The sequence below is a fragment of the Pseudarthrobacter raffinosi genome (assembly GCF_023913735.1).
Classification (GTDB): Bacteria; Actinomycetota; Actinomycetes; order Actinomycetales; family Micrococcaceae; genus Arthrobacter; species Arthrobacter raffinosi.
Genome location: NZ_JAMXBH010000008.1, coordinates 130,142 through 150,087 on the forward strand (window position 1 = coordinate 130,142; position 19,946 = coordinate 150,087).

Annotated in this window: 17 protein-coding genes; 7 read left to right on the plus strand and 10 right to left on the minus strand. The window is 66.3% G+C overall.

Annotated features, from left to right (window positions below):
- Positions 1-151: 151 nt before the first annotated feature.
- The 3 genes from NG698_RS09230 to NG698_RS09240 all read right to left on the minus strand — a co-directional run bounded on the left by NG698_RS09230 (position 152) and on the right by NG698_RS09240 (position 3,515).
- Positions 152-1,261, minus strand: a complete 1,110-nt coding sequence (locus tag NG698_RS09230) for a GTP pyrophosphokinase (RefSeq protein WP_252609392.1) — start codon at positions 1,259-1,261, stop codon at positions 152-154.
- A gap of 113 nt (positions 1,262-1,374) precedes the next feature.
- A complete protein-coding gene (locus tag NG698_RS09235) occupies positions 1,375-2,424 on the minus strand; it encodes a LacI family DNA-binding transcriptional regulator (protein ID WP_252609393.1) in 1,050 nt (349 codons plus the stop codon).
- Between the two features lie 47 nt (positions 2,425-2,471).
- On the minus strand, positions 2,472-3,515 hold the full coding sequence (locus NG698_RS09240; RefSeq protein ID WP_252609394.1) for an NAD(P)-dependent alcohol dehydrogenase: 1,044 nt from the start codon (positions 3,513-3,515) through the stop codon (positions 2,472-2,474).
- Between the two features lie 127 nt (positions 3,516-3,642).
- On the opposite strand from NG698_RS09240, the gene NG698_RS09245 reads away from it, so the two are divergent.
- The 5 genes from NG698_RS09245 (at position 3,643) to NG698_RS09265 (ending at position 8,727) form a co-directional block, all read left to right on the plus strand.
- Positions 3,643-4,539 carry a helix-turn-helix domain-containing protein gene (locus NG698_RS09245; protein WP_252609395.1) on the plus strand — a complete coding sequence of 299 codons (897 nt, stop codon included), beginning with the start codon at positions 3,643-3,645 and terminating at the stop codon, positions 4,537-4,539.
- 36 nt (positions 4,540-4,575) lie between these two features.
- Positions 4,576-5,145: a DapH/DapD/GlmU-related protein gene (locus NG698_RS09250; RefSeq protein WP_252609396.1), complete on the plus strand. Its 570-nt coding sequence runs from the start codon at positions 4,576-4,578 to the stop codon at positions 5,143-5,145.
- A 133-nt stretch (positions 5,146-5,278) separates the two neighbouring features.
- The gene (gene uriH, locus NG698_RS09255; protein ID WP_374209950.1) at positions 5,279-6,325 is read left to right on the plus strand and encodes a uridine-preferring nucleoside hydrolase UriH; all 1,047 of its coding nucleotides are present in this window, start codon (positions 5,279-5,281) and stop codon (positions 6,323-6,325) included.
- Positions 6,326-7,753, plus strand: coding sequence for a uridine transporter UriT (uriT, locus tag NG698_RS09260; RefSeq protein ID WP_252609397.1), 1,428 nt, complete (start codon positions 6,326-6,328; stop codon positions 7,751-7,753).
- The gene (locus NG698_RS09265) at positions 7,750-8,727 is read left to right on the plus strand and encodes a ribokinase (RefSeq protein WP_252609398.1); all 978 of its coding nucleotides are present in this window, start codon (positions 7,750-7,752) and stop codon (positions 8,725-8,727) included. Before uriT ends, NG698_RS09265 begins: the two co-directional genes overlap by 4 nt.
- 92 nt (positions 8,728-8,819) lie before the next feature.
- Here NG698_RS09265 and NG698_RS09270 read toward each other — a convergent pair whose 3' ends face one another.
- Both NG698_RS09270 and NG698_RS09275 read right to left on the minus strand, forming a co-directional pair.
- Complete coding sequence (locus tag NG698_RS09270) at positions 8,820-9,779, minus strand: polysaccharide deacetylase family protein (protein WP_252609399.1); 960 nt, start codon at positions 9,777-9,779, stop codon at positions 8,820-8,822.
- A gap of 52 nt (positions 9,780-9,831) precedes the next feature.
- Positions 9,832-11,361, minus strand: coding sequence for a purine-cytosine permease family protein (locus tag NG698_RS09275; RefSeq protein WP_252609400.1), 1,530 nt, complete (start codon positions 11,359-11,361; stop codon positions 9,832-9,834).
- A 107-nt stretch (positions 11,362-11,468) separates the two neighbouring features.
- Between NG698_RS09275 and NG698_RS09280 the strand changes: the two genes are divergently transcribed.
- Together NG698_RS09280 and NG698_RS09285 are read left to right on the plus strand one after the other, a co-directional pair.
- Positions 11,469-13,025 (plus strand): helix-turn-helix domain-containing protein, encoded by a 1,557-nt coding sequence (locus NG698_RS09280; RefSeq protein ID WP_252609402.1) that lies wholly within the window; start codon positions 11,469-11,471, stop codon positions 13,023-13,025.
- A gap of 264 nt (positions 13,026-13,289) precedes the next feature.
- On the plus strand, positions 13,290-13,487 hold the full coding sequence (locus tag NG698_RS09285) for a hypothetical protein (RefSeq protein ID WP_252609404.1): 198 nt from the start codon (positions 13,290-13,292) through the stop codon (positions 13,485-13,487).
- 187 nt (positions 13,488-13,674) lie between these two features.
- Here NG698_RS09285 and purU read toward each other — a convergent pair whose 3' ends face one another.
- Genes purU through NG698_RS09310 form a run of 5 tightly spaced genes read right to left on the minus strand, consistent with a single transcriptional unit; the run spans position 13,675 to position 19,924 of the window.
- Entirely contained in the window at positions 13,675-14,571 is an 897-nt protein-coding gene (gene purU, locus NG698_RS09290; protein WP_252609405.1) for a formyltetrahydrofolate deformylase, read from the minus strand.
- 2 nt (positions 14,572-14,573) lie between these two features.
- Entirely contained in the window at positions 14,574-15,947 is a 1,374-nt protein-coding gene (locus NG698_RS09295; RefSeq protein WP_252609407.1) for an L-serine ammonia-lyase, read from the minus strand.
- Complete coding sequence (locus tag NG698_RS09300; protein ID WP_252609409.1) at positions 15,947-16,582, minus strand: sarcosine oxidase subunit gamma; 636 nt, start codon at positions 16,580-16,582, stop codon at positions 15,947-15,949. The genes NG698_RS09295 and NG698_RS09300 overlap by 1 nt, the downstream gene beginning before the upstream one ends.
- The gene (locus NG698_RS09305) at positions 16,575-19,517 is read right to left on the minus strand and encodes a sarcosine oxidase subunit alpha family protein (RefSeq protein ID WP_252609411.1); all 2,943 of its coding nucleotides are present in this window, start codon (positions 19,515-19,517) and stop codon (positions 16,575-16,577) included. The genes NG698_RS09300 and NG698_RS09305 overlap by 8 nt, the downstream gene beginning before the upstream one ends.
- Positions 19,514-19,924 carry a sarcosine oxidase subunit delta gene (locus NG698_RS09310; protein ID WP_252602953.1) on the minus strand — a complete coding sequence of 137 codons (411 nt, stop codon included), beginning with the start codon at positions 19,922-19,924 and terminating at the stop codon, positions 19,514-19,516. Before NG698_RS09310 ends, NG698_RS09305 begins: the two co-directional genes overlap by 4 nt.
- Positions 19,925-19,946: the final 22 nt, after the last annotated feature.

Consider the following 19,946-nt stretch of genomic DNA (forward strand, 5'->3'; position numbering starts at 1 on the left):
AATCCTTGTCAGAGAGGGGCAAAAACGTGCCGGATCTTGCCGCGGGGCTGGAGCCGGGAGCATCGGAGGTCCGTGTACAACAGCCTCCACCATGAGTCAAGGGTAGTTGAATGTCAGCGGTGCCCAATAATCCTGCGGCTCCGCGATTGGTCTACTCGGACTTGGTCTGGCGGTAGCGCTCGATCTGTTTGAGCCGCCGCAGGAGGCTGTCGCGCCGCGGGTGCGGGACGGCGTCGGGCGCCTCTGCGGTGAGGTCAATGTGTTTGGTGCCGTATTGCCACAGCAGGAGGTCATCCAGCAGGCGGTCCGGGCCGGGGGAGTAGCGGTGGTCCAGTGCCTTGCGGACCTCGGTGATCCGCTGGGCGCTGAGCAGGCCTGCCAGCTGGACGGTCTGGTTGAGGCCGTGGGCAGCCATGAGCTCGGCGGCCCAGCCCCAGTCGTCATCCACTTTGCGGTCCACGTGCGGCAGCAGCGTGCGCCAGACGTCCCGGATCCGGTTGGGTGTGAGCTGCGCGGCGCCTTCGCCCTCCATGTCCCAGTAGCTGCGGACTTCCTCGTAGCGTTCGTGGAGGTCCGCGAAGGCGCTTTCCACTGTTTCCAGCATGGCGGCGGTGGCGGTGAACTGCCGGTCGAAATGCGGCGTCCAGGCGCGGGGGTCCTCGGCTTTGAAGCGGATGTCGTGCTCGATCTCGCTCCATGCGTGGGCGAAGACGGTGCGGATCTGGCATTCGAAGAAATAGCTGCCGTTGGCCGGAATATCCGGGTTGAAGGCCTGCTGGTAATCCTTCACCGCCTCGTTCTGGATGGTGCGCAGGATCAGGTGGCGGCTCGAATAGCCGTACGTGCCGGACTCGATGGAACCGATGTCCTTCTCCCGGTCCCCGCGGCAGTCAAACACCTGCCGCTGGCGCTTGATGATGTTGGCCACCAGGGCATTCTCGGTTGGCAGTTTGGTGATGACGCGCACGCCCACCATGTCGTTGAGGGTGCGGAACGGGTCCGGGAACTTCAGCACCGGGGGTCCGCCGGGTTCCAGCGGTTCCTCAATCCGGGAGATCTTCTCCCGGAAGGATTCCACCGACTTGGTGCGCCCGGTGACAAAGAGCGGCGTGACCTCGGTGTCCTTCAACATGTCGCGGAGGATATGGAGAACGTCCTTGGTGACCAGCTTCAGGGCAGGGCGGACGCGCTCGTAGATCTCCACGTTCTCCTGCACGGATTCACGCAGGCTGACGTCCAGGGCGTCCCAGTTACTCGGCATGCCCCCAGCTTACGGCGGGGGTGTGACAGCACCCCATCACACCCCTCTCTCACTTATTCTAAGAAATGCGGCAACGCTCTCTCACTTTCTTAGGGAAAGTGAGAGAGCGTTGGCTATGAAGGGGCCGTTGCCGAGGTGGAGTTGCGGACCACCAGGGAGCTTTCCAGGGTCAGCTGCGGCTGCTCCAGCTGGTGGCCTTCCATAAGTCGGCGCAGCTGCCCGCCGGCCTTCAGCCCCAACGAGGTCGCCGGCAGATGCACGCTGGTCAGGCTGGGATTGCTGGTGGCGGAGTACGGCAGATCATCGAAGCCGGCGATGGCCAGCTGGCCCGGGATCTGGACGCCTGCCACCCGCGCTTCCTGCAGCACCCCATAGGCGTGGGTGTCAGTGCAGCAGACGACGGCGGTGACCCCGGCCTGCTGCCACGCGGGCCAGGCGGCGGCGAACGCGGCGGCAGACGCCCCGACGTCGATGGTGGTCCTGATGATGTGGCCGGGCCCCACCGATATTCCGTGGGCCGCTGCCTCGTCCAGGAAGGCTTCGCGGCGGATGGCGAACGTCGCTGTGCCGGTGACACTGTCCACGTAGGCCACCTGCCGATGCCCTGCATCTGCCAGGTGTCCCGCCAGCTCCCCCGCGCCGTGCGCAACGTCCAGATTGACGGACGGCGCGTAGGCTTCCAGCCCTGGGGCATCGAGCAGGACCACGGGGCCCGCGGCAGAAAGTTCTTCCAGGAATTCGGCGTTTGGGGCACCCACGAGCAGCCCGGCCGGCCGGAGTGCCATCAGCTTCCGGACGTCGCCGGCCTGCGGAAATTCGCCCGCGTCGGTGACGGACAGCAGCAGCTGGTAATCAGCCCCGAGTGACTCCCGGACCCCGGCGATCACCTTGGCGAAAAACGGGTTGGAGATGTCCGGAGACACGAGGATCACGATGGAGCTGACGCCTTTGGCCAGCGAGCTGCCGATCCCGTCCACCACGTACCCGAGCTCGGAAATTGCGTCCCGCACTCTGGCAATGTTGTCCTCAGAAACGCGGCCGGCAGTCTTGCCGTTGGCCACCAGGGAAACCGTCGCCGTCGAGACGCCGGCGCGGGCCGCGACCATGGCGGCGGTGATGCGCCGAGAGCGGACGGATTGCTGCACCTGCTCCGCGGATTCCATCCTTCGATCGTAGTAGGCGTGGAGGGCCGGTGCTGCCCGCCGGTGTTCTAGACGAGAGTGGAGGTGTCGATGACGAACCGGTAGCGGACGTCGGAGGCAAGGACGCGTTCGTAGGCATCGTTGATCTTGCTGGCCGGGATGACTTCGATTTCGGCACCGAGGTTGTGCTCGGCGCAGAAGTCGAGCATTTCCTGGGTTTCGCGGATCCCGCCGATCATGGAGCCGGCGAAGGAGCGGCGGCCCATGATGAGGGCGAACGCGTTGACCGGGAGCGGTTCAGCGGGAGCACCGACGTTAACCAGGGCGCCGTCGAGGGTGAGCAGCTGCAGGTAGGCACTGATGTCGATCGATGCGCTCACGGTGTTGATGATCAGGTCGAAGCTGCCGGCGAGATCCTCAAAGGTGGTCTCGTCGCTGGTGGCGTAGTAGTGGTCCGCGCCCAGCTTCAGCCCGTCCTCCTGTTTTTTGAGCGACTGTGAAAGTACGCTGACTTCCGCGCCCATGGCGTGGGCGAGCTTAACGGCCATGTGGCCGAGGCCGCCCAGGCCGACGACGGCAACTCTCTTCCCGGGGCCGGCACCCCAGTGCCGCAGTGGGGAGTACGTGGTGACGCCCGCGCACAGCAGGGGAGCGGCGGCGTCGAGCGCGATGCCTTCGGGGATCCGCACGACAAAGTCTTCGGTCACGACGACGTGCGTTGAGTAGCCACCCTGCGTGATGGTGCCGTCGCGGTCCACAGCGCCGTAGGTGCCGACGTTGCCATTCAGGCAGTACTGCTCTTCGCCCTTGAGGCAGTTGACGCATTCGCGGCAGGAGTTGACCATGCAGCCGACGCCGACCCGGTCGCCGATAGCGTGCTTGGTGACCGCCGTGCCGATCTCGGTGACGATGCCGGCGATCTCGTGGCCGGGGGCCAATGGGTAGGACTGGGGACCCCAGTCCCCGCGGACGGTGTGGATGTCAGAGTGGCAGATGCCGGCGAACTTGATGTCGATCAGGACATCAAGGGGGCCGACGTCGCGGCGTTCGATCTTCGTGGGAACGAGCGGCTCAGCGGCGGACGGTGCGGCGTAGGAACTAACGGTAAACATTCTTCTCCTGTTTAGGGGGTGCCTTTGCATCAATATCACCCTATTTCCATCGGCTGAAGAAGGCTGCGTTTATGGGGGTACAAGCTCTCCCCCCTTTAGCCTGGTGAACCGGGGCTATCGTGGATTCATGGACAACCTGCCCGACAACCGCGCCGACATCCGGGACTTCCTGGCCAGTCGCCGCGCCAAAATCCGCCCGGAGCAGGTGGGGCTTCCCGCGGGCAGCCGTCGCCGCGTTCCCGGACTGCGCCGCGAAGAGGTTGCGGTCCTCGCCGGGGTGAGCACCGAGTGGTACGCGCGGCTGGAGAAGGGCAACATCAGCGGCGTGTCTGACGAAGTCCTCAAGGCTGTGGCCGGGGCACTGCACCTGAACGATGACGAATGCCGGTACCTTTTCGAGCTGGCACGGGCCGCCCGGCCCGTGCGCCGGACGCCATCCCGCCGCAAGGAAGCGGGGCTGGCGGTCACTGTCCATTGGCTGCTTGACTCCATCACCATGTCGGCCGCGTTCGTCCGCAACGGCCGCCTCGATATCGTGGCCTCTAATGCGCTGGGGCGTTCACTCCACGCGCCCATGTTTGCCAGCGACACCACCACTGCCAACGGCCAAGCAAACTTCGCACGCTTTCACTTCCTCGACCCGGCCGCACGGGAGTTCTTCGTCGACTGGGACGCCGGCGCCGCGGCCACCGCCGCCCTGCTGCGTGCCGAAGCCGGCCGTGAGCCCAACGACCGCTCTCTGCGCGAACTCGTAGGCGAACTATCCACCTTGAGCCCCGAGTTCCGCACGCTGTGGGCATCGCATGACATCCGTTTCCGACACGAGGGAACCAAGCGGCTGCGACACCCCGTGGTAGGCGACCTGGAGCTGACCTACCAGTCCCTGACGACCACCTCCCCGGGTGCCGTCAACGACGTCAGCTTCTACACCGCTGAACCCGGGACGACCCACGAAGAGCGCATCAAACTCCTTACGAGCTGGGCGGCCACGGCGGTTTCGGAAGCAGCAAAACCGAACAATTGACGCGCACGCGTGACGAGCTTTGACTGAAAGGACACCATGGAACTCGCCGATCTCCTTGAGGCGCTGAATGCCGGACACACCATCACCGGGGACTCGCCGTTGCATGAGGTCATGCACCGGGTCAGCCAGGATGCCCTGCGCATCACTGGCGAACTCAATGGCGGATATCAGGAACCGGAGCGGGTCCGGGAGCTGTTAGCTCAGCTGACCGGCAAGCCGGTTGACGAGTCCGTGACGGTCTTCCCGCCCTTCTACTCCGACTTCGGGAAAAACATCTCCCTCGGGGAACGGATTTTTATCAATTCCGGCTGCAAATTTCAGGACCAGGGCGGCGTGGTCATCGGGGACGACTGCCTGATCGGGCACAACGTGGTGATTGTCACGCTCAACCATGACCTCATGCCGAGCCGTCGCGCGGACATGCACCCTGCCCCCGTGGTTATTGGCCGCAATGTGTGGATCGGGGCGAACGCCACCATTCTGCCGGGTGTGACGATTGGCGATGATGCCGTGGTGGCGGCTGCGTCTGTGGTCACGAAGGACGTACCGGAAAGTGCCATTGTTGTCGGGCCGCCTGCACGGGTATTGCGCTCGCTCGCCACCTGAACCCACCGGAGTCGGAAGCACCACACCCAAACATCAAGCGCTTGACGTGCGCAACGTTAAGCGCTTGACGTGACGGCCGCGCGGATGCCATGATCACACTGAATACTTTCGGCCACTGCTCCGGCAGGCCCCAATGACGTGGAGATTTAACGTGGAATCCAAACCGATGAAACCCGGCCCCAAGAAAATCATTCTTGACTGCGACCCCGGGCATGACGACGCCGTGGCCATCCTGCTCGCACACGGCAACCCTGACATTGAACTGCTGGCCGTCACCACCGTGGTGGGCAACCAGACGCTCGAAAAGGTCACCAAGAACGCGCTCGCCGTCGGGACCATCGCCGGCATCACCGGTGTGCCGTTTGCCGCCGGCTGCGGCCGGCCCCTGGTCCGCACCATCGAAACCGCGCCGTCCATCCACGGCGAGACGGGCATGGACGGCCCCGCACAGCCCGAGTCCACCATCGAACTGGACCCGCGCCACGCCGTCGACCTCATCATTGACACTGTGATGGCCCACGAACCGGGCACGGTCACTTTGGTCCCGACCGGCGGCCTCACCAACATCGCGCTGGCAGCCCGCAAGGAACCGCGCATTGTAGAACGCGTCAAGGAAGTTGTCCTGATGGGCGGCGGCTACCACGTGGGCAACTGGAGCGCCGTGGCCGAATTCAACATCATCATCGACCCCGAAGCCGCCCACATCGTGTTCAACGAAAAATGGCCCGTGGTGATGGTGGGCCTGGACCTCACCCACCAGGCCCTGGCCACTCCGGACGTGGTGGAGAAGATCGCAGCTGTGGGTACCGCACCCGCCAAGTTCGTGATGGAACTGATGGAGTTCTTCACCCAGACCTACAAGGACGCCCAGGGCTTTGACTTCCCGCCCGTCCATGATCCGTGCGCCGTGGCCTATGTGATCGATCCCAGCATCGTCACCACCCGCAAGGTTCCGGTGGACATCGAACTGCAGGGCACACTGACGCTCGGCATGACCGTGGCCGACTTCCGCGCCCCCGCACCGGATGACTGCACCACCTCCGTGGCCGTTGACCTGGACCACGCCCGTTTCTGGGACCTCGTAACGGATGCCCTGGTTCGGATTGGGGAGCCCGACGACGGCGCTCCCGCCGCCGCTGCTGAACCCGCCGTCCTCGCAGCAGCCACGGGAGGCAAGTAGATGACCGCCACCCTCACTGAGGCAAAGACCAGCCGGGGCAACGTCACCGCCCTGATGGTCGCCCTGCTGGCCGCGTGCGTCGCGTTCCAGCTCAACGCCTCCATGCTCAGTCCCGCCTTGGTCACCATGGGCAAGGAACTGAACACCGATCAGGCCGTCATCGGCCTCTCCCAGACCTGGTTCTTCACCGCCGCCGCCCTGTTCTCCCTCTTCCTGCCCCGCCTGAGCGACATCATCGGCCGGAAAAAAATCCTGATCGGCATGATGCTCCTGATGGCCGTTGGTTCGGTCATCGCGGCCATGGCCCCCGACGTGACCTGGCTCTTTGTGGGCCGCATCATCCAGGGCGTCAGCGGCCCCACCGTGCCGTTGTGCCTGATCATGCTGCGCTCCGCCGTCAGCAACCCGCGCAAATACGGGACGCTCATGGGCCTCATCACCGCGGTCAACGGCGGCGTAGCCGGCGTCGACTCCTTTGTGGGCGGCTACTTCGCCGAGCACTTCGGGTTCCGCAGCATCTTCTGGCTCATGGTGGTCCTGGCCCTCGTCGCCACCGCCCTGATCGCCTTCCTCGCCGGCGAGAGCAAGCCGGCCGCCGGCACCTCCATGGACTGGCTGGGAGTGTTCTTCATCGTCGTCGCCGTGGGTGCGCTGCTCACCGCCCTGAACGAGGGCTCCAAGCTGGTGGGCGCCTTCGCACCCGGCACGCTCATGCTGGCCATTGGACTGGTGGTGGTCGCCGCCGTCGCGTTCTACGCGTTCTGGACCGTGGAAAAGCGCGCCAAACAGCCCATGGTGGAAACCGTCCACCTGCGCCAGCGCTCCACCTGGGCGCCGCTGCTGACCACCACGCTGACCATGACCGGCATCTTCGCCGTCATCAACGGGATCGTGCCGGCGTATGTGCAGGCCGCGGACCCGGGATTCGGCATCGGCCCGACCGAAATGTCGCTCATCATCCTCACCCCGTACGCCCTGCTCGGCTGGCTGGTGGGTCCCCTCAGCGGCAGGCTCGCGCCCATCCTCGGCTACACCAAGGTCCTGCGTCTCGGCATGCTGGGCAGCATCGCCGCCCTGGCCATCATCGCGTTCTTCGGCCTCAGCAGCCTGCCCATGATGATCGCCGGAACCGTCTTGCTGGGCATCATGTACGCCGGTACGGTCAACATCATGCTGAACGGACTCGGAGTTGTCCTCTCACCCGCCGGAAACCCGGGGTTCCTTCCCGGCATGAACGCGGGCGCCTTCAACCTTGGCGCCGGCCTGAGCTTCCTGGTGCTGCCGGCAGTGCTGGTGGCCACCTCGGCCCTCGGCGACGCCCAGGCGTCCTACCTCTCCGTGGTGGTGACGGGCCTGGTCATCACGGTGGCCGCGTTCGCCGCGTCGCTCCTCATCCCCAAGCCCGTCGAGGCTGAGGTGACCGAATGAGTTCCGCAGCAGCCGGCACCCAAGGCAGGATCGTCGTCGTCGGATCCCTGAACGCTGACCTGACCATCTACTGCGAGCGGCTGCCGCTGCCCGGTGAGACGGTGCATGGCAGCGGTTTCGCCGTGAACCCCGGTGGCAAGAGCGCCAACCAGGCCGTCGCCGCCAGCCTGCTGGGCGGGGCCGTCAGTTTGGTGGGTGCCGTCGGTGCGGACGCCAACGGCGACATTCTCCTGTCCTCCGCTGCCGGCGCCGGGGTGGACATCTCCGGCGTGCGGACCTCAGCAACCGAGGCCACCGGCGTCGCCGTCATCGCCGTGGATTCCAACGGCGAGAACAGCATCATCATCTCGGCCGGCGCCAACGGCACCCTCTCGCCGGCGGACGTCGCCGTCGAGGCTGAAGCGTTCGACGGCGCCGCGGTGGTCTGCCTCTGCCTGGAGGTCAGACTTGACACGGTTGAGGCCGCCGCAAGGGCAGGGCACGACGCCGGCGCCACAGTTCTGCTGAACCTCTCGCCTTACGCGGAGATCCCGCAGCATCTGGCGGACCTGACCGATGTCCTGCTGGTCAACGCGCATGAGGCGTCGCTGTTCCTCGGCTCCGCCGCCATTCCCGGCAGTGATGCGGATGTCCGCGATTGGGAAGCGGTCAGGCTGCACTTCGCCGAGCGGGGCCTCCAACGCGTCCTGGTCACGCTGGGGGCCCACGGCTCGGTGGTGCTGGATTCGCTGGCGCCTTCGGGGCAGCAGCTGGTCCGGGTGGCACCCATCAAGGTCAAGGCGGTGGACACGACCGGCGCGGGCGACGCCTTCACGGGGGCGGTAGCCGCCCGCCTGGCAGCCGGTGCGCCGCTGGCTGACGCCGCCGCCTTCGCCTCGATTGCCGCCGCGCTGGCCACCGCCCGCAAGGGAACGCAGGCAGCCTATCCGCAGGTGGCGGACGTGGAGCGCCTCCTCGCCTCGGGAACCGTCTGACGGTCTGAGGGCAGTACAAAAGAAGCGCCCGACGGCGGCAGTCTCCTGCCGCCGTCGGGCGCTTCCTTGTGTGCCTCTTACCGCAGTCGGGGTTACCGGCTGTGGCTACCGGCCGGTGTCTGCTGCCGGACCGCGGCCGGCGTGAACCGGGCCCCCGTTTCCGGGAAGGAGGGGACCTCGATCCGGGCGTGGGTGTGGACCTCCTCGACGGTCCTGCGGGTGTGTTCGGCGATGGCCTCCATGGTGGTGACCCACATTCCGTCCATTGATTTCACCCGTTCAATCAGCTTCTCCAGGGCCACGGCCTTGGACGGCCGGCCCGAGATGAACGGGTGGTTGGTCAGGACAAAACAGCTGCCCTGGGCATGGTGTGCCTCAGCCTCCAGGGTCCACATTTCCAAGACCTTGGCCGGGCTTTCGATGACACCGCTGCCAGTGACTCCGGGGTAGAACGCGTACTGCTCCCAGTCATCCAGGGTCCAGTCGACCGGGATCTCCACGATGTCCCGGCTGTCGCCGGGGGCGACGCCGAAACGGTACGGTGCGTCGCCGTCGAGCAGGCTCGAATCGTAGAGGAAACCTCGGTCCGCCAGGAGCGCAGGGGAGTGCCAGTTCAGTTCCCACCACGGCGCGCGGTACCCCACCGGTTCCACACCGACCCTTGCGAGGGCCTCCAGCCCGCGGTCGATGTACCGGGCCTCGGTCTCGGCGTCGATGCCCTGCATGGGCTCGTGCAGGTACCCGTGGTGGGCCACCTCGTGCCCGGCGTCCACGATGCGCCGGACCGTGTCCGGGTAGCAGTCTGCCGTGAAGCCGGGAACGAAGAAGGTGGCCCGGATGTCCTGTCGCTGGAGGATCTGAAGCAGCCGCGGGACCGCCACCTTGGGCCCGTACGACTGGTGGGTCATCAGGGACATCCGGCGCGTGCTCTTCGGATCGTGGGCGATGGTGCAGGACTCGGCGTCGACGTCGAACGTGAATGAGGCTGCTGCCCGCTTGCCCTCAGGCCATGTGATGGGGTGGGCGGAATCCGCGAATGCTTCAAAGGTCATGGTGTGGTTCCTAGAGGTTCAGTGTCCGTCAGTAATTCAGGTTTGAGGAGTGTCAGCGTCCGGCGGGCGCGCTGGGCCGGGCGGCGAATCCCAGGTCTGCGGTGGCCTGCGCAACGGTGGCGGCCGGCAGGGCGGAATCCAAGTGCCTGCGGTGGAACTTCGGGCCAAGGATGGCATAGCTTCCGGCGCTTGCAAGGCCGCCTGCGAGCCACGAGAGGTCCCAGCCGCCCAGAGCCACAGCTATGGGGCCCTGCATGGCGGGAACCAGTCCGTACATAAACAGCCACGTGGCGAAGATGCCGACCAGGAGGGAGGCGACGCCGGCCCAGTTGACGTCGGGGAGGCGCTTGGTGCCTACGGCGTCGAAAAGCCTTTCCGGGTTGCCCGGCCACCGCTTCTCGAGCCAGAAGTAGTGGACCAGCATGACTCCGCCCCACGCGGCAACCCACGCCACGAGCCCGATGAGCCAGGCGTCGAGGACTGTTGCGAAGTCTTCCTGGAAGATGAAGAACACGACGGCGGCGAGGGAGAAGACGCCGACGAACAGGTTGAGTTTGCGGCGGCTGATGGTGATGTCCAGCGACTGCGTGGCGACCGAAAAGGTGTAGATGTTGAGGATGTTGGTGGCGATGGGGCCGTGCAGCACCATCAGCAGCACCGGCAGCGCGAGGACGCCGAAGTTCTGGACGATGAGCTTCCCAGGGTCGATTTCGCCGCTGTTGGTGGCCAGGCTTGCGCCGAGGATGCCGAGCCAGACAACCGGGATGAACTGGCCAAGGACCGACGCCAGGTAGACCTTTTTCTTGGGAACTTGGGTACTCACGAACCGGGAGTAGTCGGCGGCGTAGGTGAACCAGGTGATGCCCCAGCCGATGCCGATGGCGGTCATCACGGCGCTCATGGCCGCGATCCGTTCGGAGCCTTCCAGGATGTTGCCGGCGGGGCCGGCGTACGTCCAGTTGATCTTCATGCCGAACCAGGCCACGGCGGACATGACGGCCAGGATGAGGATGGTGGGCGGCACGGTCCACTTTTCGAAGGCTGCGATGGCTTTGTAGCCGAACCAGGCGATGGCTACCTGCGCGGCCATGATGGCGGTGGCGACGCCGATCTTCCAGCCATAGTTGTGTGCTGTGGGATCCACCCATCCGAGCGTGCCGAAGAGTGCCATGACCAGGTCCAGGATGATCCACGTGTTAACCGCGCACCAGCCGATCACCAGGACCGCCTGGATGGCTGCCGGCAGGTAGTTGCCGCGGCGGCCGAAGGCTGCGCGGGCCAGGACCATGCCGGTGGCGCCGGTCTTCTGGCCGAGGAGGACGAAGCAGCCGAACAACAGCATTCCGATCAGGTTCCCCAAAACCAGAACGGTGACCGTGTCCGCGAAGCCGAGGCCGAGATGGATGCCGAGGGCACCCAGTACCCAGTTGATCGGTGCAAGGTTTGCGCCGGCCCAGATCCAGAACTGACCCGAAACTTTCTGAGTTCGCTGGGACTCGGGAATCGGCTGAAGCCAGGCTTCGCAGTCCTCGGCCGGCGTCATTGCCGGCCCTGGCTGCGTTGTGGAGAGGTTGTCTTGCATGGGGGAGCCTCCATGAGTAAAAGGGATAAGCCCAGATTATGTGGCCCAGGCCACATGCACCACATACAATGTGTCTGCCAGTTCAAGAGAAAACGCGACGGAGTGTCATGCCAATACGCCTGCAGGATGTCTTGAAACATTCCACCCTCACGCCGGCGGACCCTGTGATCCGCGCAGCGGCGGCCATTGCGGCCCAGACGCAGCTGCGCTGGATTCATTCCAGTGAGGTATTGGACATTGCCCCGTTACTTGGCGGCGGTGAACTGTTGCTCACCGGCGGTCAGGCCCTCGTCTCGGCAACGGACAAGCGGCGTATTGGCTACATCTGGGAACTGGCGGAACGTGGAGTGGCTGCGCTGGCCATAGAGACTGGCACGGAGCTGGCCTCGATACCGTCGTCGATGGTGGCAGCAGCTGAAGCCGCCGGGCTTCCCTTGATAGAGCTCCGCAAAGTTGTGCCCTTTGTCGGCGTCATGGAAGCGATCAACTCGTTGCTTGTGAGTGAGTCAGCTGCCCACTTGCAGCAGGCTGACCAGGCCAGCCATGCCATGGCAGTGGAGCTGGCCCATGGCGGCAGCCTTGATCGGATCCTGGCTGTCCTGGCGGACGCTACCGGCTCGGAAGTTGAGCTGACGTCCACCGCGGGCGCCCCGCTGGCCAGCGCGCTGCCGGCTGATCATGCGGAGGAGCCGGAACCCGGAGCGTCTATCGAGGCCGCGCCGGATCGTGCGCGGATCATCCAGGTTGACGTGTCCGTGCGTGGCATCCCTTCAGCCCGCCTTACGCTTCACGCCCTGGCGGGAGCTGATGTGAACCTGGCGAGGATCGCGGGCAACCGCTCGGTGGACATTCTGGCGTTGGCCCTGCTGCAGCGCATGCCCCCGGGCCTGAAGGAGATGGCGGGTGCGGCGCTGATCCGCGCCGTCGATTCTGGAACTCAAAACTGGCGGCTCCAGCAGCTCGCTCCGGCAGCCGGGATCCCGTTGGCCGCGCAGCTGGTGGCTGTTGTGGTTCGGTCCCCCGGCTCACGGCAACCCCGGATGGCCGTGGAGCACCTGCTGGAGCGGGTGGGGCATCACAGTGCAAGTTACGCCGACAACGCGGAACTCTTGGCGCTGGCCGTTCTCCGCCCCGGGAAGACGCAGGAAGACCGGGACGCAATTCTGGCCGGACTGCAGTCGCTGGCGTTGCCGGAGGGAACTGTCAGCGCCGTCGGTCCGGTGGCCACCGGAATCTCCGCCGCGCCATGGTCCCTGACGGAAGCCCGGCTGACGCTGGACCTTGCCGCCGGCGCCGAGCCGCTCAAGGCCGGGCCGCTCAGAGCCGGGCCGGGACAGTCCGGAGTGGTCCTCGACGCCGACGCTTTCGCGGTGGAGCGGCTCGCTTTCCATTCCCTGGATGACACGCAGCGCACTGACTATGTCAGCCAGCAGCTCGGCGCCCTCCTCGTCCACGATGCCCAACGAAATTCCGCGCTTGTTGAGACGCTGCGGGTCTGGCTGGATTCCGGCTGTAACACGGCGCAGGCTGCGCGTGAGCTGCACCTGGAGCGCCAGTCGATGCATCAGCGGCTGCAGCGAATCTTCTCACTCTGCGGCGGCGATCCCCGCGGAACGGGCCGTCTGGCAGCGCTGCACCTGGCCGCCCGGCTCGCCGCACTCTAGCCGGCCCCGGGCAACGCTCTCTCACTTGATGTGGGTTTTCCGGCGATCCTCTCTCACTTCATGCAGCTTTTCGGCAGACCCTCTCGCACTTACCCAGGGCCAGCGCCCGCCTGTGGATAACTTCTGCAGCATCACACCGTCTGGGACTTCGATCTGGAAGGCGCGGCCCGGCTTCGGTGCCAGCTGCTGCCGCCCTGGCTTGCCGATTCCACAGAGCTTCATCTGAGTAAGCCGCGTTCACTGCCAGCGGTCCGCCGGAAGGGAGTGTTCGGCCATACCGTCCTGGCGCTGGAAGACGAGATCGAACTGATCGACGGCATCCGCATGGGCGATCGCCGTCGACCGATCTCGCCTACCGTCACCGCCGGCTCCATCCAGTGCGACGGCGGACATCACCTTGGCGGCGCACGGCTCCTCAGCGACAGGAGACGAGATATGGCTGGTTTTGCCAGCAGCGACTGAGCGTCCGCGGAAACGCGCGTCGCGACGACGTCGGCCCTTTAGACCGTGACGCTCCCTGACCACGGTGAGAGAGCGTCACGGTAAAACCCGCATTAAGTGAGCGAGGATCGCCGGCAAAGTCACATTTAGTGAGAGAGCGTCCTAGGGGGTAGGGGGCTACTAAAAAGGTAACGGGGGAGTGGGGGCGTTAGCGGAGCACTACCGTCCTGTTGCCCTGCAGGATGACCCGGCCTTCGCAGTGCCAGCGCACAGCATTAGACAGCGCCTTACACTCGGTATCCCGGCCGGCAGCAACCAGGTCCTCCGGCCCGTACGTGTGGTCCACTTCCACCGTCTGCTGGGAGATGATCGGCCCCTCGTCCAGCTCGGCATTCACGTAATGCGCAGTTGCCCCCACGGTCTTCACGCCGCGCGCGTAGGCCTGGTGGTATGGCTTGGCGCCCTTGAAGCTGGGCAGGAACGAGTGGTGGATGTTGATCGCCCGGCCATCCAACCGCCGGGTGAGGTCGTCGCTGAGCACCTGCATGTAGCGGGCCAGCACCACCAGCTCCACGTCGAACGTGTCCACCAGCTCGAGCAGCCGGGCCTCGGCCGCCGGCTTGGTGTCGGCGGTGACCGGCACATGGAAGAACGGGATGCCGTGCCATTCCACCAGCGCCTGGTGGTCCGTGTGGTTGGAGACCACGGCCGCCACGTCCACCGGCAGTTCGCCGCTGCGGGCGCGGAACAGCAGGTCGTTGAGGCAGTGCCCGAACTTGGACACCATAATCAGCACGCGGCGCTTGGCGCCGTGCGGCTCCAGCCGCCAGCGCATCCCGAACCGTTCGGCTACCGGGCCGAAAGCAGCCCGGAGCGTTCCCGCGGTGGAGGCATCGCCGTCGGACGCGAAGTGCACACGCATGAAGAAGTGCGCCTCCGACCGTTCGCCGAACTGCTTGCTGTCCACGATGTCGCAGCCATGCTCCAGCAGGAAGCCGGACACGGCGTGGACAATCCCGGGCTGCTCCGCGCAATCCAAAGTCAGGACGTGTTCCACGGTGGTGACGGGCCGCGCAAGCGACGCCTCATTCTGGATGGCTGTCATGGCTAGCACTCGATCACGTTGACGGCGAGGCCTCCGCGGGAGGTTTCCTTGTATTTGGTTTTCATGTCCGCTCCTGTTTCGCGCATGGTTTTGATGGCCTTATCCAGCGACACCTTGTGGCTGCCATCGCCGTGGAGGGACAGCCGCGCAGCGTTGATGGCTTTGACACTGGCGATGGCGTTCCGTTCGATGCAGGGGATCTGCACCAGCCCGCCTACCGGGTCGCAGGTCAGGCCCAGGTTATGTTCGATCCCCACTTCGGCGGCGTTCTCCACCTGGGCAGGCGAGCCGCCCAGAACTTCGCAGAGGCCGGCGGCGGCCATGGAGCACGCAGAGCCCACCTCGCCCTGGCAGCCCACTTCCGCACCCGAGATGGAGGCGTTGATCTTGAAAAGAATCCCGACGGCGGCTGCCGCCAGCAGGAAGCGGACCACACCGTCGTCGTCGGCTCCGGGAACAAACTTGACGTAGTAGTGCAGGACGGCAGGCACGATGCCCGCCGCGCCGTTGGTGGGGGCGGTGACGATGCGCCCGCCGGCGGCGTTTTCCTCGTTGACGGCGAGGGCGAAGAGGTTCACCCATTCCATGGCCCGGAGGGGGTCGGTGACGCCGGTATCAGCGGTCAGCGTGCGGAATAACGACGGCGCCCGGCGCCTGACGTTCAGCCCGCCGGGAAGGATCCCTTCCGCGGCGCAGCCGTTGTCCACGCATTCGCGCATGACCGCCCAGAGTCCCAGCAGCTTTTCGCGGAGTTCCGCTTCGCTGCGCCAGACGAGCTCGTTGGCGAGCATGACGTCGGAAATGGACATGCCTTCGCGGCTGCAGATCGCCAGGAGTTCGTCGGCGGTGGTGAAGGGGTAGGGGAGGACGGTGGCATCGGCCACCACGCGGTCGCCGGCATCGGCGTCACCGTCCACCACGAAGCCGCCGCCGATGGAGTAGAAGCTCCGTTCGCTGAGGACTTTGCCGGCGTGGTCCATGGCGCGGAACGTCATGCCGTTGGGGTGGGCGGGCAGGGACTTGCGGCGGTGCAGCACCACGTCCTCGTCCCAGTTGAAGTCCACGCGGTGGTCCCCGCAGATCCTGAGTTCGGCGTCGAGCGCCGCGGCGGCCACCTGGTCGTCGGCGGTGGAGGTGTCCACCGTTTCCGGGTCCAGGCCCTGCAAGCCCAGGACCACCGCCTTGTCGGAGCCGTGGCCCCGGCCGGTGGCACCCAGCGAGCCGAACAGCTCGGCCTGGACCCGGGTGGTGGAGCTCAGGAGCCCGCCGCCCTTAAGTCCGTCGGCGAACAGCTTCGCTGCCCGCATCGGGCCGACCGTGTGTGACGACGACGGCCCGATGCCAACGGAGAACAGGTCCAGGGCGCTCAGCGCCATCAAGGTACCTCGGGGGAAGCGAACTCCCTCATGGCGTCCAGGAGCCACCGGCCCAGGAAGTCCGCGAACGAAGCCCGGGGGAGGAGCCGGAAGCTCTCCTCGCCGGTCTTCTGCAGGACCACGGGGATGTTGCCGATTTCCGTGGACAGGGCGGTTCCCACGGTGAAGCTGCGCGGGTGCAGGTCCAGGGCACAGCCCTTTTCGAGGGTCGCACGGGCCCGCGGGCCCGACAGCTCGAACGTTGTGCGGTTCGCGGAGAGGTCCACCACCTGGCCCGGAGCATCGCCCAGCGCGGCCACGAGCGAGCCGATGAGGTCTCCGCCCAGGGAATCGTGGGCTTCTTCCGGTGCCACCACCAGGAACTCGGACGGTCCCAGCCAGAGGATGATAACGCGGTCCGTGCCGCCCACGTCGCCGTAGCGTGCCGGCAGGCTGCCGGCAACGGCGGCGATCCGTGCGCCTTCCTCGGAGCGGGGGTCCACGCGGACGCCCGCCATCGTCTGGAACGGGCCCTCTTTCAGGACCACAGTCCCTTGGATGGAGCCGGCCGCCAGGGCAGCGGCCAGGTGGGAGGCTGGGCTGCGGCGGATGTCCCGGAGTCCATTGATGCGGTTGATTGCTGCTGTGTTAGCCATCTTTGCGGGTCCCTTCGGGGTCAAAAAGTACGGTTTCTGCGATAACAACGTCAACCAGCTGGTCGCCGGCGGCGGCCACCAGGGTCTCGCCGATGCGGTTGCGGCCATTCTTGATCAGTGCCAGCGCGAAGGACCTGCCCAGCGCGGCGCTGTGGTAGCTCGAGGTCACGAAGCCCTGCATGGGCACCGGGCCGTAGGCGGGGTTCGTGGTGATCCCCTTTTCCACGAGCTGGGTGCCTTCGGGCAGCCGCAGCGTCCCGTCCACAGGCAGGACGCTGACCAGGTGCTTGCGGTCCCCGCGCTGGGCATCGGCCCGGGCGTAGGAGCGCTTGCCGATGAAGTCCTTGGCCTTGGACACCACCCATTCCATCCCCGCGTCCTGCGGGGTGACTGTGCCGTCCGTGTCCTGCCCGACGATCGGGTAGCCCTTCTCGGCGCGGAGGACGTGCATGGTTTCGGTGCCGTAGGGGGTGATGTTGAATTCGGCCCCTGCCGCGGCCACGGCTTCCCAAGTGTTCAGCCCGTACCAGGACGGCACGTTGATCTCGTAGGCCAGCTCGCCGGAGAAGGAAATCCGGCAGACCCGCGCCTGCACGCCGGAGGCGAGGGTGGTTTCGCGGAACGTCATGAACGGGAAGGCTTCCGCTTCCAGCCCGCCGCCCGCTGCCAGGTCCGGCGCCAGTTTGGCGAGCACCGCCCGGGATTTAGGCCCGACGACGGCAATGGTGGTCCACTGTTCGGTCACCGAGGTGCAGTGCACGTCCAGCTCAGGCCATTCGGTCTGCAGCCATTCCTCCAGCCAGTCCAGCACCTTCGCGGCACCGCCGGTGGTGGTGGTCATGAAGTACCGGTCATCGTCGAGGCGCAGGGTCACGCCGTCGTCGAAAATCATGCCGTCCGCCATGCACATCACGCCGTAGCGGGCGGAACCCGGGGCGAGCTTCTTGAAGGCGTTGGTGTAGATCCGGTTGAGGAACTCGCCGGCGTCCTTGCCACGGATTTCGATCTTGCCCAGGGTGGTGGCGTCCATAAAGCCCACGGATTCGCGGACAGCCGCGCACTCGCGGAGCACGGCAGCATCCATGTCCTCCCCGGCCTGCGGGTAGTACCAGGGCCGCTTCCACTGCCCGACGTCCTCGAACAGGGCACCTTGCGCGACGTGCCAGGGGTTGATGGACGTGACGCGGGCGGGGTCGAACAGCTCGCCGCGCTGGCGTCCGGCGAGGGCTGCGAACGCCACCGGGGTGAACGGTGCCCGGTAGGTGGTGGTGCCGATGTCGCCGATGCCCCGGGATGCTTCGCCGGCGGTGCGGAGAGCGGCGGCGATGACGCCGATCGCGTTGACGCCGGAGGTCTTGCCCTGGTCGTTGGCGGTGCTGATGGAGGTGTAGCGCTTGATGTGTTCCACGGACCGCATTCCGGCGCCGGTGGAGCGCAGGACGTCGGCCACGGACTGGTCGCGCTGGAAGTCCACAAAGTGGTGGTGCCAGTCATCCGGGGTGCCTGCCTGGCCGGGGACCAGCCAGAGCTGGCGGGTGGGTCCGGAGGCCTTCGGCTCGCCGAACTCGGAAGGCTCGACGGCGGCACTGAAGCCCGCGGCGATGGCGGCCGCGGCGCCGGCGGAGATGCCCTCGGCCACGCAGTCCTGGAGTTCAAAGCTGCCGCGGCCCGAGCCAGCGGACTGCTGGTTCGGCACCACGGTGCTCGGCACGAACGCCGCCAGGTCCTCGTCCCAGCGCAGCTTGCCCTGCCGCTGGGAGTGGAGGTGGACCAGCGGGCTCCAGCCGCCGGAGACTGCCAGCAGGTCGCAGGGGATCTCTTCGACGCCGGAGGTGAGTTCGCCGTCGTCGTTAATGCTGCGGACGGTGACGGCGTTTAGCCGGCCGGTGCCGTTCGCGGCGGTGTTGGCCACCGCGCTGCCGATCAGCACTCGGGTGCCGGCTTCGACGGCGGCAGCTGCCACTTCAGTGAGGGCGGGACGGGCGTCGACGACGGCCGCCACCTTGACGCCGGCGGCGCGCAGGTCCGCGGCGAGGGCGTAGGCGCTGTCGTTGGTGGTGCTGATGACCACGCGCTGCCCGGCGGCCACGGCGTAGCGGTTGAGGTAGCTGCGGACAGCCGAGGCGAGCATGATGCCGGGGCGGTCGTTGTTCTCGAAGACCAGGGGCCGTTCGTGGGCGCCGGGAGCCAACACCACCTGATTAGCACGCACGTGCCAAATCCGCTGCCGGGAGACGCCGGGGGCGGCCGGGCTGGACAGGTGGTCGGTGCGGTTCTGGACCGCGATGACGTAGTTGGCATCGTAGGCGCCGAAGGCCGTGGTGCGGTTCAGGACTGTGCTTTCGGCTCCGGAAATGAGTTCGGCTTCCACATCAGCCACCCATTCCAGGGCGGGCTTGCCTTCGATGGTCTCGGCCCGTCCGGGCGCAGTGGATCCGGACAGGAGCGATCCGCCCAGTTCGGGCTGGTCGTCCATAAGCATCACGCGGGCACCGGTGCGGACCGCTTCACGGGCCGCGGCGAGGCCGGCGGGGCCGCCGCCGATCACCAGGACGTCGGTGTGCACGTACTTCTTGTCGTATTCGGCGCGGTCTTCCTCGGGGTCCAGACGGCCCAGGCCGTTGAGCATGCCTGCTGTGAGGCCGTCCACCAGCGTGACGGTGGTGGCGGGGAGCATGGACTCTGCCACGTGGCCGGGGAAGCGGGGTTCGATCCTGACCAGCGCGTTGGCTTCCTCCACCCCGGCGGACATGATGCCGCGGGGCCGGTCCTCGTAGAGCGAGTTTCCGGCGGCGATCCGGCCGTTGGCGAGCAGCGCGGAGGCGAGTGTGTCTCCGGGGTGTCCGGTGAATTCCTCGCCGTCCACGGTGAAACGCCAGGAGATGGTCCGGTCGATGCGTCCGCCGGCGGCGAGGCGGGCGTTCTGGGAAGTCACTTGGTTGCTCCTTCCGGGGCGGTGGTGCTGGAGGCGGTGATGCTGGTTGAAGAGGTGCTGGGCGCGGCGTTTCCGGTGGTGGTGCTGTCAGCGGCGGTGCTGGCAGTGCCGGCGTCGGTGGCGTTCGTTTTGGCGGTTGCGGGCCGGGGAGTGCCCATCGGGTAGACGGCCTGGATGTCGTAGGTGACGGTGTCGCGGAGCATGTTGAACCACTGGCGGCAGCCGGTGCTGTGCAGCCAGCGCTCGGCGAAGGCGCCCTTGGTGTTGTCCCGGTAGAACAGGTACTCGGCCCATTCGCGGTCGTTCAGCCCGGCGGGGTTTTCCGGGTAGGCCACGTGGGCCTGGCCGCCGTAGTGGAACTCGGTCTCGTCGCGGGAGCCGCAGTTGGGGCATGGGATAAGCAGCATGTGCGTCTTCTTTCTAGGGGAC

What these genes read in the sequence shown, in the direction of transcription:
- NG698_RS09230 (WP_252609392.1), bottom strand. Translation starts at nt 1,261, where the DNA reads ATGCCGAGTAACTGGGACGCCCTGGACGTCAGCCTGCGTGAATCCGTG.
- NG698_RS09235 (WP_252609393.1), bottom strand. Translation starts at nt 2,424, where the DNA reads ATGGAATCCGCGGAGCAGGTGCAGCAATCCGTCCGCTCTCGGCGCATC.
- NG698_RS09240 (WP_252609394.1), bottom strand. Translation starts at nt 3,515, where the DNA reads ATGTTTACCGTTAGTTCCTACGCCGCACCGTCCGCCGCTGAGCCGCTC.
- NG698_RS09245 (WP_252609395.1), top strand. Translation starts at nt 3,643, where the DNA reads ATGGACAACCTGCCCGACAACCGCGCCGACATCCGGGACTTCCTGGCC.
- NG698_RS09250 (WP_252609396.1), top strand. Translation starts at nt 4,576, where the DNA reads ATGGAACTCGCCGATCTCCTTGAGGCGCTGAATGCCGGACACACCATC.
- uriH (WP_374209950.1), top strand. Translation starts at nt 5,279, where the DNA reads ATGACGTGGAGATTTAACGTGGAATCCAAACCGATGAAACCCGGCCCC.
- uriT (WP_252609397.1), top strand. Translation starts at nt 6,326, where the DNA reads ATGACCGCCACCCTCACTGAGGCAAAGACCAGCCGGGGCAACGTCACC.
- NG698_RS09265 (WP_252609398.1), top strand. Translation starts at nt 7,750, where the DNA reads ATGAGTTCCGCAGCAGCCGGCACCCAAGGCAGGATCGTCGTCGTCGGA.
- NG698_RS09270 (WP_252609399.1), bottom strand. Translation starts at nt 9,779, where the DNA reads ATGACCTTTGAAGCATTCGCGGATTCCGCCCACCCCATCACATGGCCT.
- NG698_RS09275 (WP_252609400.1), bottom strand. Translation starts at nt 11,361, where the DNA reads ATGCAAGACAACCTCTCCACAACGCAGCCAGGGCCGGCAATGACGCCG.
- NG698_RS09280 (WP_252609402.1), top strand. Translation starts at nt 11,469, where the DNA reads ATGCCAATACGCCTGCAGGATGTCTTGAAACATTCCACCCTCACGCCG.
- purU (WP_252609405.1), bottom strand. Translation starts at nt 14,571, where the DNA reads ATGACAGCCATCCAGAATGAGGCGTCGCTTGCGCGGCCCGTCACCACC.
- NG698_RS09295 (WP_252609407.1), bottom strand. Translation starts at nt 15,947, where the DNA reads ATGGCGCTGAGCGCCCTGGACCTGTTCTCCGTTGGCATCGGGCCGTCG.
- NG698_RS09300 (WP_252609409.1), bottom strand. Translation starts at nt 16,582, where the DNA reads ATGGCTAACACAGCAGCAATCAACCGCATCAATGGACTCCGGGACATC.
- NG698_RS09310 (WP_252602953.1), bottom strand. Translation starts at nt 19,924, where the DNA reads ATGCTGCTTATCCCATGCCCCAACTGCGGCTCCCGCGACGAGACCGAG.